Source organism: Pseudomonas sp. PA1(2017) (genome assembly GCF_001945375.1).
GTDB lineage: Bacteria > Pseudomonadota > Gammaproteobacteria > Pseudomonadales > Pseudomonadaceae > Aquipseudomonas.
This window is the reverse complement of sequence record NZ_MSXU01000001.1, coordinates 349,509-362,943: the sequence shown is the minus strand read 5'-3', so window position 1 is coordinate 362,943 and position 13,435 is coordinate 349,509. Positions and strand designations below refer to the sequence as shown.

Below are 13,435 nucleotides of genomic sequence, written 5' to 3'. Positions count from 1 at the left end.
CGTCGTCGCAATGGCATCAGCGAAATGCTCCTCATGTCAGCGCGGGCTCAGGCAGTAATGCTGAATCAGTTGACGCAGCAGCTGCACCGTGGGGATCAGGCGGTCGGTGTCCAGGTACTCGCCCGGCTGGTGAGCGCAGTCGATGTCACCAGGGCCGAGCACCAGGGTTTCGCAGCCCAGCTGCTGCAAATACGGCGCTTCGGTGCCGAAGGCCACCGCCTGGGCGGTATGCCCGGTCAGCCGTTCGGCCAGGCGCACCAGTTCGGCGTCGGCGGGCTGTTCGTAGGGCGGCACGGCGGGAAACAGCGGCGCGAAGTCGATGCTCACTTCGTGGCGCTCGGCCAGCGGCTGCAGCTTCTGGCGAATCGCTGCACGCAGCGCTTCGGGCTGCATGCCCGGCAACGGGCGCAGGTCGAACTCCAGGGAACATTGGCCACAGATGCGGTTGGGGTTATCGCCGCCATGGATGCAACCGAAATTGAGGGTCGGCTGCGGCACGCTGAACTGCGGGTTGCGGTACTCCTGCTGCCACTGACGGCGCAGTTGCATCAGCTCGCCCATCACCTCGTGCATGGCATCCAGAGCGCTGCGGCCCAGGGCCGGATTGGAGGAGTGGCCGCTTTGCCCGAGGATGTCGATACGCTCCATCATCACGCCCTTGTGCAGGCGAATCGGCTTCAGCCCGGTGGGCTCGCCGATCACCGCGGCGCGCCCCAACGGCCGCCCGGCCTCGGCCAGCGCCCGGGCGCCGGACATCGAGCTTTCCTCGTCGCAGGTGGCGAGGATGATCAGCGGTTGCTTGAACGGCTGGTCGAGCAGCGTCTGCACCGCCTCGATGATCAGCGCGAAGAACCCCTTCATGTCGCACACACCGAGGCCGACCCAGCGATCACCGGTGTCGGTGAGTTTGAGCGGGTCGCTCTGCCACAGGGCCTCGTCGAACGGCACGGTGTCGCTGTGTCCAGCCAGCACCAGGCCGCCAGGGCCGCTGCCGTAGGTGGCGATCAGGTTGAACTTGCCCGGCTCGACCTGCTGTTTTTCACAGGCGAAACCCAGCTCGCCCAGCCAGTTGGCCAGGAGGTCGATGACCGGCTGGTTGGATTGATCCAGGGCGGGCTGGGTGCAACTGACCGATGGCACGGCGATCAGCGCCGCGAAGCGATCCTTGAGGGGGAGAAATGACATGGCGGCTCTCTCGGGTCGGTCGCCTCATCATAGAGTGAAGCGTTGCCCGCGAGAACCGCCAATAGAGAATCGCTGTTTTTCAGGGCCGACAATCGGGTAGGAGCGGCTTTAGCCACGAGCTTTTCATCGGGTTACAAAAAGCTCGGGGCTAAAGCGGATCGCCGCCCCGGCCCCTCCTACCAAAGGCCTCTGCTCATCGACGGCCGCGCAGCAGACCGTCAGACGGTCACAGAAAGATCAGCATGAAGATTTCGAGATAAATGATCGCCAGCGCTGCGCCAATTGGCAGGGTCACCACCCAGGAGGTGAAGATCCGCCCGACCACCGCCAGGTTGAGCGCGCCGATGCCCCGCGCCATGCCGATGCCCAGTACCGCACCGACCAGCGTATGGGTGGTGGAGATCGGCAGGCCGATGCCAGAAGCGGCGACCACGGTGGCTGCAGTGGCCAGCTCGGCGGCGAAACCGCGACTCGGGGTCAGCTCGGTGATTTTCTTGCCAATGGTGGCGATCACTTTCCAGCCGTAGGTGGCCAGGCCGATGACGATACCCACGGCGCCCATCAGCAGCACCCAGCCGGGCACCGAGGACTGCCCGCCGATGGTCATGTCGCCACCGGCTTCGATCACCCCGACCACCGCGGCCAGCGGGCCAACGGCGTTGGAGACGTCACTGGCGCCGTGGGCGAAGGCCATGGAACAGGCAGTGAAGATCATCAGTACGGCGAAGACTTTCTCGACACTGGCGAAGTGGAAGTCCTTGTCGGCTTCCTCGTCCAGCTTGATGCGGCGCAGCAGCAGGATGCCCAGGCCAGCGACCAGCAGGCCGACACCGGCCGACAGCATGATGCTCTGGCCAGTGGTGAAGTTCAGGCCGACGTGCTTGAGGCCCTTGGTGAAGGTCATCAGCGCCAGCATGAAGCCGGTCAGGAACATGTAAACCGGCACCCAGCGCTTGGCGTTACGAAATGGGTCCTCGGTGTCGAAGATCAGCCATTGCACGCTCATGAACAGACCGAAGGCCAGCAGACCGGAAATGAACGGGGTCACCACCCAGCTCGAGACGATCGGCACCAGGCCGCCCCAGTTCACCGCATCGACCGACACGCTGACCGACGCGAAGCCGATGATCGCACCGACGATCGAGTGCGTGGTCGACACCGGCCAGCCGCGGATCGAGGCGATCAGCAGCCAGGTACCGGCCGACAGCAACGAGGCCATCATGCCCAGCACGAACATGTCGGCGGGAATCACCGAGGCATCGACGATGCCGTTCTTGATGGTTTCGGTAACCTGGCCACCGGCCAGATAGGCACCGCAGAATTCGAAGACCATGGCGATCAGGATCGCCTGCTTGATGGTCAGCGCCTTGGCACCGACCGAAGTGCCCATGGCATTGGAAACATCGTTGGCACCAACGCCCCACGCCATGAACAAACCAAAGCAGCAGGCCATCACGAGGAGTACGAAACCGTAGTCCGCGACAAGAGACATAGAGAATTACCTGTAAACCCAGAAAGGATGCTGGCGGCTCAGCGCGCCAGCAGTTGTTCCAGTCGGTTGCCCACGCGCTCGGCGCGATCGGCAATGTCTCCGACCCAGTCGATGATCCGATAGAGGAACATCACATCGACTGCGGGAAGATCCTTTTCCAGTTTGAACAAGGTGCGGCGCACCTCGATCTGCTGGCGGTCGGTTTCGCGCTCGATTTCCTCGAGCTCTTCGACCATACGCTCGACCAGGGTGGCCTCACGACCGGCGAAACCGGCCTCGAGCAGCGAATCCAGCTCCTTCATCGCCTTGAGTGCCTGGGCACTGGCGTCCACGCACCGCTGCACGTAAGCCAGCATCAGCGGCTGTAGGTCGGTAGGGATGGTCATGGAACGGCCCAGCATCAACCCGGCGATATCCTTGGCCCGGTTGGCGACCTTGTCCTGGGTGCTCAGCAGTTCAAGCAGATCGGAACGTGGCACCGGCAGGAACAGGCTCTTGGGCAGGTGCATACGCACGTTCTTCTTGAGCTTGTCGGCCTCGTTCTCCAGGCGCACCATGGCCTGTTGAACCTGCTCGACACGCGCCCAGTCTTCGGCCATCACCGCCTCGAAGAATGGCACCAGATTGGCGGCGCATTCGTGAGCCTTGGCGATATGCTGCTGCATCGGCCCGATCGGTGAGCGGCCGAACAGGCTGCTGATGAACGGATTGCTTGGCATGGGGGTGACCCCTGTCTGTCAAAGAGGCGGCAAGTATACGGATGACATCCGGGCCAAGCCAGCGCGTGTCATCTATTGGTCATAAAGTTGTATTTCGTCACTCATTTCCCACGAAAATACGATTAACTTCGAGGAAAATAGCGACATGAATATTTCAATCATCTTACACGCAAGCGTTCGCGACACTCGCCGACCTGCATCCGCCGCGCTTTTCCTCTACCCTGTACGGCCTAACGTGCGAAGCAACGCCTCGCACCGTGCAACCCCCGCCGCCGTCGCCGCTTCACCGAGCCCTCGCAATGAATAAAGAAACCGAAATCAAACTGCGCGCCAGCCGCGAAACCCTGGCCGCCCTGCAAACCCATCCCCTGCTGAAGAAGCGTAGCAAGGCCGGCTGGGAGACGAGCGAGCTGTTCAACCAGTATTTCGACACCGACGCCCGCGACCTCGCCGCCGCCCGCGTTGCCCTGCGCCTGCGCAAGGATGGCGAGCAGATCATCCAGACCCTCAAGAGCCGTGGCCAGAGCGTGGCCGGGCTGTCCGAGCGCAACGAGTGGGACTGGTACCTGAGCAAGGCCAAACTGGACCTCAAGAAGCTCGATGACAGCTGCTGGCCGGCTGCTCTGGCCGAGCTCGACAAGAAGCAGCTCAAGCCGATCTTCACCACCGACTTCGTGCGCCAGCGCACCGAGATCGCCTGGGGCCGCGGCAAGGCACGGGTGGTCATCGAGGCGGCGCTGGACCTGGGCAAGGTGATCGCCGGCAAGCAGCAGGAAGAAATCTGCGAGCTGGAACTGGAGCTGCGCCAGGGCGAACCCGAGGCGCTGCTGGAGCTGGCCGCCGAGTTGGCCGCCGACCTACCGCTGATGCCCTGCGACATCAGCAAGGCCGAGCGCGGTTACCGGCTGTTCGACGAAGCCAGCTACAGCCTGCAACTGCCCACGCCACAACTCGAGGCCGAACAGAGCCTGGATGACGCCGTGGCCGCCATCGGCTGGTTCCTGCTCGGCAGCAGCCAGCGCCTGGCCGAACAATACCGCCACAACGGCCACTGGCGCCTGCTGGTCGACTGGCTGAACTGCCTGGTGGAGCTGCGCGCCCTGTTCGGCAGCCTCGGCCAGGCCGCACCGCGGGCCAGTACCAGCGAACTGCGCCAGGTGCTCGACGTTCTGCTCGAAGACTGGCGCCCACGGGTGCAGGCCGGCCAGCAGGATGAAGCCGCGCGCCAGGAGGCGCCTGCCCAGTTCGCCGCCGAACTGCAGCAGACCCGCTGGGGGTTGTTCTCGCTAAATACCTCGCGCTGGCTGCTGACCCGCGCCTGGACCAGCGCCCGCAACAAGCGCGGCGACCGCCAGGGTGCGGCCGCGCTGCAAAGCTGGCTGCCGACCTTCTTCACCGAAGAAGGCCGCGACCTGCAACTCAAACGCTACCAGCAGCAGCCCGAGGATCTCGCCGAACAGCTGCCGCGCATCGAGCGCCTGCTGCTCTGGCTGCACCTGGCCCGCGGCACGCTCGACATCGCCGAGACCGACCGCCTGTTCGGCGAACTCAACAAACTGGCTGAACTGGCCAAGCACCCGATCAGTCAAGAGGAACTGGAGGCGCGCATGACCCAGGCGCAGATCATCATGAGCCTCAAGCCCTGGAAAGCGCTGCTCAAGCACGGCTGATGACCCCGGCAGGTGGCTCGCCCACCTGCCCCGCTCGACGACAGGACGCCCATCGATGTTCAAACTCAGCCTGAAATCCATCGCCGCCACCTGGCTGACCGGCTTGCTGGCACTGCTGCCGCTGGCCCTGACCATGGTGGTACTGGCGTGGCTGGTCAGCCTGCTCAACAACCTGATCGGCCCATCCACGGCCATCGGCCGGCTGTTCGCCGCGCTCGGCACGCCGTTCGCCAGCAATCCGTACCTGGCCTATGTGCTCGGCACTCTGTTGTTGCTGATCAGCCTCTACCCCCTGGGCCTGGCGGTGAAGCTGGGCCTGCGCCGCCCACTCGGCTGGCTGATCGACGTGACCCTGCGGCGCACGCCGCTGATCGGCAACTTCTACAATTTGGCCGACCGTTTCGTCGGCCTGCTCGACAAGAAGAACACCGACATCACCAGCATGCGCCCGGTATGGTGCTTCTTTGGCGGCGGCGATGGCGTGGCGGTGCTGGCCTTGCAGCCGACCTCGGAAACCGTGGAACTGGAAGGCCGCCCGCACCTCGCGATCCTGGTGCCTACCGCACCGATCCCGGTCGGTGGCGGCCTGCTCTACGTGCCGGCGGAATGGGTGAAGCCGGCCAACATGGGCGTCGATGCGCTGACCAGTATCTATGTGTCCATGGGACTGACACCGCCACCCGCCCTGCCGCCGCAGAGCCTGGAAGATGGCCGCGAAGCGGAGTTGCCGGCAGCACCGGAACCGCTGCCACCCACAGGCGAAGGGCCGCCCAAGGCGCAGCCCTGATCCGCGAACCATGAACCGGCGCTTAGTCGGCGACGGCGCAATCAGGCATGCTGACGACCTCTACAGGATGCCAACCCGACAGCCGTAACCAGGAGCCCGCATGTCCAGCCTCTCGCCTGCCGCCGCCGACCGCCAGTTGGACCTCAACGAGCTGCTGCGTGAGCTGGTCGGCCAGGGCCGCATCGCCCAGGAAAGCGCCGAGCAGTGTTTGGCGATCCGCCGCAGCGGCACCAACAACGACCTGCACCCGCTGGAGTTCCTGGCCGCCCAGCAGCTGGAGGATCTGGCACGACCTGGCCGCATTCTGGATCTGGAAAGCCTGACCCAGTGGCTGGCACAGCTGGCCGGCCAGCCCTACCTGCGCATCGACCCGCTGAAGATCGACGCCGCGGCGGTCACCCCGCTGATGTCCTACGCCTTCGCCCAGCGCCACAAGATCCTCGCCGTGGCGGTCAGCGCCGAGGCGGTGACCATCGCCAGCGCCCAGCCGTTCATGCACGGCTGGGAAGCCAACCTCACCCACGTGCTCAAACGCCCGATCAAGCGCGTGGTGGCCAACCCGGCGGACATCCAGCGCTTCACCGTTGAGTTCTACCGCCTGGCCCGCTCGGTCAGCGGCGCCACCAACACCGATGCCAAGATCAGCAACGTCGGCAACTTCGAGCAACTGCTCAACCTCGGCGCCCAGGACCAGGAACCGGACGCCAACGACGCCCACGTTGTGAACATCGTCGACTGGCTGTTCCAGTACGCCTTCCAGCAGCGCGCCAGTGACATCCACATCGAGCCGCGCCGTGAACAGGGCAGCGTACGTTTTCGCATCGATGGCGTGCTGCACACCGTTTACCAGTTCCCTGCCCAGGTCACCATGGCCATCGTCAGCCGCCTGAAGACCCTGGGCCGCATGAACGTCGCCGAAAAGCGCAAACCCCAGGACGGTCGGGTGAAGACCAAGACGCCAGCCGGCAACGAGGTGGAGCTGCGCCTTTCGACCCTGCCCACCGCCTTTGGCGAGAAGATGGTGATGCGTATCTTCGACCCCGATGTGCTGTTGCGCGGCTTCGATCAGCTGGGCTTCAGCCCTGACGATCTCAAGCGCTGGGAAAGCATGACCCGCCAACCCAACGGCATCATTCTGGTCACCGGCCCCACCGGCTCGGGCAAGACCACCACGCTGTACACCACCCTCAAGCAGTTGGCCACCGAGGAAGTGAACGTGTGCACCATCGAAGACCCCATCGAGATGATCGAGGGCGCCTTCAACCAGATGCAGGTGCAGCACAACATCGACCTGACCTTCGCCAGTGGCGTGCGCGCCCTGATGCGCCAGGACCCGGACATCATCATGGTCGGCGAAATCCGCGACCTGGAAACCGCCGAAATGGCCATCCAGGCGGCGCTGACCGGTCACCTGGTGCTTTCCACCCTGCACACCAACGACGCCCCGAGCGCCATCACCCGCCTGCTCGAACTGGGCGTGCCGCATTACCTGCTCAAGGCGACCTTGCTGGGCGTCATGGCCCAGCGCCTGGTGCGCACCCTGTGCCCGCACTGCAAGGCACCGGTGGAGTTCGACGAAGCGGACTGGCAAGAGCTCACCCGCCCCTGGAACGCCCCGCTGCCGAGCGGCGCGCACCGCGCCGTGGGCTGTGCCGAATGCCGGGAAACCGGCTACCGGGGCCGCGCCGGGGTGTACGAGATCATGTTGCTGAACGACAGCCTGAAACCGCTGATCAGCGCCGATACCGACCTCACGCCGCTACGCCGCCAGGCCTTCAAGGATGGCATGCGCAGCCTGCGCCTTTCTGGTGCGCAAAAAATCGCTGCCGGGCAGACCACGATCGAAGAAGTATTGCGCGTGACACCGCAAAGCGAGCAGCGCTAATCTGCGCGAACGCGGGCTCGGGAGCAGCTCGCAAATGCCAGGAGCGGCGCCATGAATATCCGCCAGAAGATGCTCGCCTGTGGGGCCGTCAGTATCGTTGCCACGCTTCTGGTCGGAGGCATCGGCCTCTGGGGCCAGGCGCAGCTGGGCGACGCCCTGGCCGCCAATGAGATCAACGCCAACGCCCTGCGCCACCACATGGATGGCGACATGATGCACGACGCTCTGCGCGCCGACGTACTCGGCGCCTTTCTCACCGCCCCTGGTGACGCCACCGCCGCCGCTCAGGTACGCGACGATCTCAAGGAGCACAGCGAGCGCTTCCGCCAGGCCATGGCGCAGAACGCGGCATTGCCGCTGGCCACGGACATTCGTCAGGCCATCGATGGCGTTGGCCCGGTGCTGGAGGCCTATATCCAGGCAGCGACCCGTATCGTCGAACAGGCCCTTGCCGACCCGGTGGCGGCGCGCGCGCTGATGGCCGACTTCTCGCGCAGCTTCGGCGAACTGGAAGTGCGCAACGAAGCGATCAGCGAGCAGATCGAGGCCGCCGTCGCCCAGACCCGCGCGCAAACCGAGGCCACGGTGCAGCAGGCGTCCTGGTGGCAATGGGGCAGCCTGGGCCTGGCCTGCGTGCTGATCCTGGCGATCACCCGGCAACTGCTGAACTCGGTGCTGCGGCCCCTGGCGAAGATCATCAACGCCGCGCGCAGCATGGCTCAGGGCAACCTGCGCTCGCCAATCAGTGTCGACAGCCGTGACGAAGCCGGCCAGTTGCAACAGAGCCTCGCCGACATGCAGGCCAGCCTGCGGCAGATGATCGAGACCATCCGTACCGAAAGCGAGGAGCTGCGTCGCGCCTCCCAGCACCTGAGCCAGACCTCCGGCGAGGTGGCGCGTGGCGCCAGCGAGCAGGCCGAAGGCGCCACCAGCATGGCGGCGGCCATGGAGCAGATGATCGGCAACATCGCTCAGATCGCCGAACACACGCGCAGCGCCCGTGACATTTCCGAGCAGTCCGAACAGCTGACCACCACTGGCGGGCAGGTGATCGTCGGCGTGGTCGATGGCATGAACCACATCGCCGATGCGGTCAATCGGTCCTCGCAGACGGTCACCGTGCTGGGCCAGTCATCCGAGGAAATCGACTCGATCATTCAGGTGATTCGCGGTATCGCCGAGCAGACCAACCTGCTGGCGCTCAACGCCGCCATCGAGGCCGCGCGCGCTGGGGAGGCCGGCCGCGGCTTCGCCGTCGTGGCCGACGAGGTCCGCGGGCTGGCGGCGCGTACCGCGCAATCCACCCAGGAAATCACCGGCATGATTCAGCGCATTCGCGAATCCACCGCCCAGGCGGTGAAAAGCATGGATGCCGGGGTCAGCCGGGTGAGCGACGGCGTCGGCATGGCCCAGCAGGCCAATGCCTCGATCACCGAGATTCGCCAGGGTGTGCAGCGCTCGGCGCAGATGGTCGACGAGATCGCCCACACCATCACCGAGCAATCCAAGGCCAGCAACGAAGTCGCTGAGCGGGTGGAAATGATCAGCGAGGTGGCCCAGCGCAACAACAGGGCCATGCAGGACCTGGCGCACATGCTGGTGCAGATGGACAACTCCGCCCAGGCCATGCAGGCCTCGGTCCGGCGCTTCGAGCTCTAGTGCCCGGCGACAGCTCTGTAAGACGGTGGAACCAGTAGCGCGTGGCCCGACTCTCAAGCAGAGGAAACCCACAAGGAGTCATTGCCATGCGCCGTTCTAGTTCGCTGTTGATCGCCGGCCTGTTTCTGGCCGCCGCCACCCAAGCCCATGCCGTCAACCTGCGTGACGTGCTGTCGTCGGGTGCGACCACCGCGTCGACCTACCTGACGTTCAAGGACAACAAGATGATCGTCCCAGCCCAGGACGATGCCAGCAGCTACATCGCCAGCAACGGCGAAATCCGCGGCCCGTACCTGGAAGCGGCGCTGCAGAAGATCCGCACCGACAACCCGGATCTGCAAGCCAGCGACATGGAGCTGGCCACCGCGATTCTCACTGCCGAGCAGTGATCGAGCGCTTCACTGCCCCGCAGTGACGAAAAAGCCGGCCCTGCAGGCCGTGTGAAAATGTAGCGAGCGAAGGTCAGGCAAGGCAAAAAACGGCGAGAAAGCGCATTTTACGAGCTGTAAATGAGCATTTTTAGCCGGTTTTTAACGCCGCATGACCGAGCGCAGTAGTTTTCACACGGCCTGCCAGGGGCCGGCTTTTTCATGCATCATTACGGCTCAGCCGTCGATGCTCGCCTCGTAGCCTGCGCTGTCCAGCAGCTTTTGCAGCTGCGACGCATCGCTGGGCTGGAGCTTGAAGAACCAGCTGCCGTATGGGTCGTTGTTGACGCTTTCCGGGCTGTCGGCCAGGGCCTCGTTGATGGCGATCACTTCACCGCCAACCGGCGCGTAGATGTCGGAAGCGGCCTTCACCGACTCGACCACACCCGCTTCCTGGCCCGCGTCGAGCACCTTGCCGATTTCCGGCAGCTCGATGAACACCACATCACCCAGCGCTTGCTGAGCATGATCGGAGATGCCCACGGTCACGCTGCCATCGGCTTCCAGGCGGGCCCATTCGTGGCTGGTGGCGTAACGCAGATCGGCGGGGATAGAGCTCATGTTGTCGTTCCTCATCTGACAGGACGGCGACCGCGCCGTCCGGGGAATTTAGCAGGTGCGTAGGGGCCGTGTAAGAGTCTTTCAGATCAGCACTTTGCCATGGCGTACGAAGCTGGGCTGCACCACGCGCAGCGGGTACCACTTGCCGCGAATCTCCACCTCGGCGCGGTCACCGGTTTTCGCCGGCACCCGGGCCAGGGCGATGGACTTGCCCAGGGTCGGCGAGAAGCTGCCGCTGGTGATCTCGCCTTCGCCAACGCCGTCGACGCGTACCACCTGATGGGCGCGCAGCACGCCGCGCTCCTCCAGCACCACGCCGACCAGGCGTGAATGCGTGCCCTCAGCATGCTGACGCTGCAGTGCTTCACGGCCGATGAACACGCGCTCGGCGGGCTCCCAGGCCACCGTCCAGGCCAGGTTGCAAGCCAGCGGCGAGGACTGCTCGTCCATGTCCTGGCCGTATAGATTCAGGCCAGCCTCCAGGCGCAGCGTATCGCGTGCGCCCAGGCCGATGGGAGAAATACCAGCGCCGACCAGGTCGTTGAAGAACGCCACGGCTTCGCCGGCCGGCAACATGATCTCCAGGCCGTCCTCGCCGGTGTAGCCGGTGCGGGCGATGAACCAGTCGCCATCGGGCAGGCCCTGGAACGGCTTGAGCTCGTGGATCAGGCTGGCGCGGGCCTGACTGACCAGCTCGGCTGTGCGGGCACGGGCCTTGGGCCCCTGCACAGCGAACATGGCGAAGTCGCTGCGCTCGCGCAATTCGACGGCAAAGTCGCTGCTCTGCGCACGCATCCAGGCCAGATCCTTGTCGCGCGTGGCCGCATTGACCACCAGGCGATAGGCCGGCGCCTCTGCCATATCGAGCCGGTAGACGATCAGGTCGTCGATCACCCCGCCCTGTTCGTTGAGCATGGCGCTGTACAAGGCCTTGCCCGCGGTTTGCAGACGACTCACATCGTTGGCCAGCAGGCGTTGCAGGTAGCGCTGGGCATCGCTGCCCTGTACGTCGACCACGGTCATGTGGGAAACGTCGAAGACCCCGCAATCGCGGCGTACCTGGTGATGCTCCTCGACCTGGGAGCCGTAGTGCAGCGGCATGTCCCAGCCGCCGAAGTCGACCATCTTGGCGCCGAGCGCCAGGTGCAGGTCGTAAAGAGGTGTGCGCTGTCCCATGGGATCTCCTTCCGGGCGTTGCGAAGCTGGGGCGCGCGTGAAGTGGGCCATTCCAGATGAATTTGGACATGGCTGCATGGCGGGCCGCAGCGAATGGCGCGCATTGTAGCCGCATGGTCGGGGCGGGTCATCTTGGACATTGGCAGACGGTGTTACAAATGGCCCGATAAACGTCGACGCGCGGCCTTGCGCTCGCCTGGCAACCGTCTATCCGATTCGCTGTGCCGAGCGGCGAATCAGCAGGATCACCGGCAGCAGCCCGACCAGCACCAGGGTCAGCGCGGGCAATGCGGCGCGCGCCCATTCACCTTCGCTGGTCATCTCGAAGATGCGCACGGCCAGGGTGTCCCAGCCGAACGGGCGCATCAGCAGCGTGGCCGGCATTTCCTTGAGCACATCGACGAACACCAGCAGGGCCGCCGACAGCACACCAGGCATCAGCAACGGCAGATAAATACGCATGAACAACGGCAAGCCGCCGACACCCAGGCTGCGCGACGCCTGGGCCAGTGACGGGCGAATGCGCGCCAGGCTGGTTTCCAACGGCCCGAAGGCCACCGCCAGAAAGCGGATCAGGTAGGCGAGCAGCAACGCGCCCAGGCTGCCCAGCAACAGCGCCTTGCCGGCGCCACCAAGCCATATCGACAGGGGAATGACCACGCCGTTGTCCAGGCTGCTGAAGGCCAGCATGATCGCCACCGCCAGCATCGAACCCGGCAGTGCGTAGCCGAGGTTGGCCAGGCCAACGGTGGCCCCCATCAGGCGGGTCGGTGCCTGGCGCCGTGCGAAGGCCAGCAACAGTGCGGCCGAAACGGTGATCAACGCCGCCATTGCACCCAGGTACAAGGTGTGGAGGATCAGCGCCAGATAACGCTCATCGAGATCGAAACGCCCCCGCTGCCAGAACCACACCAGGAGCTGCAGCATCGGGATCACGAAAGCGCAGGCGAATACCAGCAGGCACCAGCCACTGGCCGCCAGCGCGCGCAGGCCGGTCAGCCGATACAGCGCGCCGCTTCGCGGCCGCTCGACCGCAGGCCTTACGGCACTACGGGTGCGGCGCTCGCCATGGAGCACCAGCATCACCGCGAACAGCAGCAGGCAGGCCAGTTGCGCCGCGCTGCCCAGGCTGTAAAAGCCATACCAGGTCTTGTAAATAGCGGTGGTGAAGGTATCGAAGTTGAATACCGAAACGGCGCCGAAATCGGCCAGGGTCTCCATCAATGCCAAGGCCAGCCCGGCGCCGATAGCTGGCCGCGCCACCGGCAGCGCCACCCGCCAGAACGCCAGCCAGGGCGAATGGCCCAGGGTACGCGACGCCTCCATCAGGCCCTTGCCCTGAGCCAGGAAGGCGTTACGCGCCAGCAGGTAGACATAGGGGTAGAAAACCAGCACCAGCACGATGATCACGCCGGCCGTCGAGCGTACCCGGGGAAACCGTATGCCGCTGCCCAGCCATTCACGCAGCGCCGTTTGCACCGGGCCGGAGAAGTCCAGCAGGCCGACGAACACGAAGGCCAACACGTAGGCAGGAATGGCGAACGGCAACATCAGCGCCCAGTCCAGCCAGCGCCGGCCGGGAAACTCGCAGAGGCTGGTCAGCCAGGCCAGGCTCACGCCGAGCAGCGTCACGCCTAGCCCGACGCCGAGCACCAGCGTCACCGTGTTGCCGATCAGCCGCGGCAGCTGGGTCTGCCACAGGTGCGACCAGATCTGCCGATCCACCTCGTGCCAGCTTGCCAGCAACACCAGCAGCGGCATAAGCACCAACAGGGCGACGGCAAAGGCGATGGGGTACCAGCGACGCTGGGTCGAATAGGCCACGCAAACTCCAAAACGCGTAAAGCACGACGCCCCGGACAATGCCGGGGCG

General features: G+C 64.9%; 11 protein-coding genes and 1 pseudogene. 6 read left to right on the top strand and 6 right to left on the bottom strand.

What is annotated here, in order from left to right:
- Nucleotides 1-36: 36 nt before the first annotated feature.
- The 3 genes from argE to BVH01_RS01640 all read right to left on the bottom strand — a co-directional run bounded on the left by argE (nucleotide 37) and on the right by BVH01_RS01640 (nucleotide 3,396).
- Nucleotides 37-1,185 (bottom strand): acetylornithine deacetylase, encoded by a 1,149-nt coding sequence (argE, locus tag BVH01_RS01650; RefSeq protein ID WP_075928667.1) that lies wholly within the window; start codon nucleotides 1,183-1,185, stop codon nucleotides 37-39.
- Nucleotides 1,186-1,411: 226 nt separating this feature from the next.
- Complete coding sequence (locus tag BVH01_RS01645) at nucleotides 1,412-2,677, bottom strand: inorganic phosphate transporter (protein ID WP_075928666.1); 1,266 nt, start codon at nucleotides 2,675-2,677, stop codon at nucleotides 1,412-1,414.
- 38 nt (nucleotides 2,678-2,715) lie between these two features.
- A complete protein-coding gene (locus tag BVH01_RS01640) occupies nucleotides 2,716-3,396 on the bottom strand; it encodes a TIGR00153 family protein (RefSeq protein WP_075928665.1) in 681 nt (226 codons plus the stop codon).
- Nucleotides 3,397-3,695: 299 nt separating this feature from the next.
- Here BVH01_RS01640 and BVH01_RS01635 point away from each other — a divergent pair, with 299 nt between their 5' ends.
- The 6 genes and pseudogenes from BVH01_RS01635 (at nucleotide 3,696) to BVH01_RS01615 (ending at nucleotide 9,786) form a co-directional block, all read left to right on the top strand.
- Nucleotides 3,696-5,066, top strand: coding sequence for an inorganic triphosphatase (locus tag BVH01_RS01635; protein WP_075928664.1), 1,371 nt, complete (start codon nucleotides 3,696-3,698; stop codon nucleotides 5,064-5,066).
- A 55-nt stretch (nucleotides 5,067-5,121) separates the two neighbouring features.
- Complete coding sequence (locus BVH01_RS01630; RefSeq protein ID WP_075928663.1) at nucleotides 5,122-5,853, top strand: DUF502 domain-containing protein; 732 nt, start codon at nucleotides 5,122-5,124, stop codon at nucleotides 5,851-5,853.
- 100 nt (nucleotides 5,854-5,953) lie between these two features.
- Nucleotides 5,954-7,738 (top strand): GspE/PulE family protein, encoded by a 1,785-nt coding sequence (locus BVH01_RS01625; RefSeq protein WP_075928662.1) that lies wholly within the window; start codon nucleotides 5,954-5,956, stop codon nucleotides 7,736-7,738.
- A 51-nt stretch (nucleotides 7,739-7,789) separates the two neighbouring features.
- A pseudogene (locus BVH01_RS25110) lies at nucleotides 7,790-8,542 on the top strand (HAMP domain-containing protein); the annotation flags it as partial.
- Complete coding sequence (locus tag BVH01_RS25105) at nucleotides 8,534-9,397, top strand: methyl-accepting chemotaxis protein (protein WP_371915319.1); 864 nt, start codon at nucleotides 8,534-8,536, stop codon at nucleotides 9,395-9,397. The pseudogene BVH01_RS25110 and the gene BVH01_RS25105, both read left to right, overlap by 9 nt.
- Nucleotides 9,398-9,483: 86 nt before the next feature.
- Nucleotides 9,484-9,786, top strand: coding sequence for a DUF2388 domain-containing protein (locus BVH01_RS01615; protein ID WP_075928660.1), 303 nt, complete (start codon nucleotides 9,484-9,486; stop codon nucleotides 9,784-9,786).
- Nucleotides 9,787-10,002: 216 nt separating this feature from the next.
- Here BVH01_RS01615 and gcvH read toward each other — a convergent pair whose 3' ends face one another.
- From gcvH to BVH01_RS01600, 3 genes are all read right to left on the bottom strand, one after another.
- Nucleotides 10,003-10,386, bottom strand: coding sequence for a glycine cleavage system protein GcvH (gcvH, locus tag BVH01_RS01610; RefSeq protein WP_075928659.1), 384 nt, complete (start codon nucleotides 10,384-10,386; stop codon nucleotides 10,003-10,005).
- A gap of 81 nt (nucleotides 10,387-10,467) precedes the next feature.
- Nucleotides 10,468-11,562 (bottom strand): glycine cleavage system aminomethyltransferase GcvT, encoded by a 1,095-nt coding sequence (gene gcvT / locus BVH01_RS01605; RefSeq protein ID WP_075928658.1) that lies wholly within the window; start codon nucleotides 11,560-11,562, stop codon nucleotides 10,468-10,470.
- A gap of 207 nt (nucleotides 11,563-11,769) precedes the next feature.
- A complete protein-coding gene (locus BVH01_RS01600) occupies nucleotides 11,770-13,323 on the bottom strand; it encodes an ABC transporter permease (protein ID WP_371915581.1) in 1,554 nt (517 codons plus the stop codon).
- Between the last annotated feature and the right edge of the window lie 112 nt (nucleotides 13,324-13,435).

Bases quoted from the DNA above. Each gene is read 5' to 3' on its own strand.
- argE (WP_075928667.1), bottom strand. From the start codon at position 1,185: ATGTCATTTCTCCCCCTCAAGGATCGCTTCGCGGCGCTGATCGCCGTG.
- gcvH (WP_075928659.1), bottom strand. From the start codon at position 10,386: ATGAGCTCTATCCCCGCCGATCTGCGTTACGCCACCAGCCACGAATGG.
- BVH01_RS01615 (WP_075928660.1), top strand. From the start codon at position 9,484: ATGCGCCGTTCTAGTTCGCTGTTGATCGCCGGCCTGTTTCTGGCCGCC.
- gcvT (WP_075928658.1), bottom strand. From the start codon at position 11,562: ATGGGACAGCGCACACCTCTTTACGACCTGCACCTGGCGCTCGGCGCC.
- BVH01_RS01640 (WP_075928665.1), bottom strand. From the start codon at position 3,396: ATGCCAAGCAATCCGTTCATCAGCAGCCTGTTCGGCCGCTCACCGATC.
- BVH01_RS01635 (WP_075928664.1), top strand. From the start codon at position 3,696: ATGAATAAAGAAACCGAAATCAAACTGCGCGCCAGCCGCGAAACCCTG.
- BVH01_RS25105 (WP_371915319.1), top strand. From the start codon at position 8,534: ATGCAGGCCAGCCTGCGGCAGATGATCGAGACCATCCGTACCGAAAGC.
- BVH01_RS01600 (WP_371915581.1), bottom strand. From the start codon at position 13,323: ATGCCGCTGCTGGTGTTGCTGGCAAGCTGGCACGAGGTGGATCGGCAG.
- BVH01_RS01630 (WP_075928663.1), top strand. From the start codon at position 5,122: ATGTTCAAACTCAGCCTGAAATCCATCGCCGCCACCTGGCTGACCGGC.
- BVH01_RS01625 (WP_075928662.1), top strand. From the start codon at position 5,954: ATGTCCAGCCTCTCGCCTGCCGCCGCCGACCGCCAGTTGGACCTCAAC.
- BVH01_RS01645 (WP_075928666.1), bottom strand. From the start codon at position 2,677: ATGTCTCTTGTCGCGGACTACGGTTTCGTACTCCTCGTGATGGCCTGC.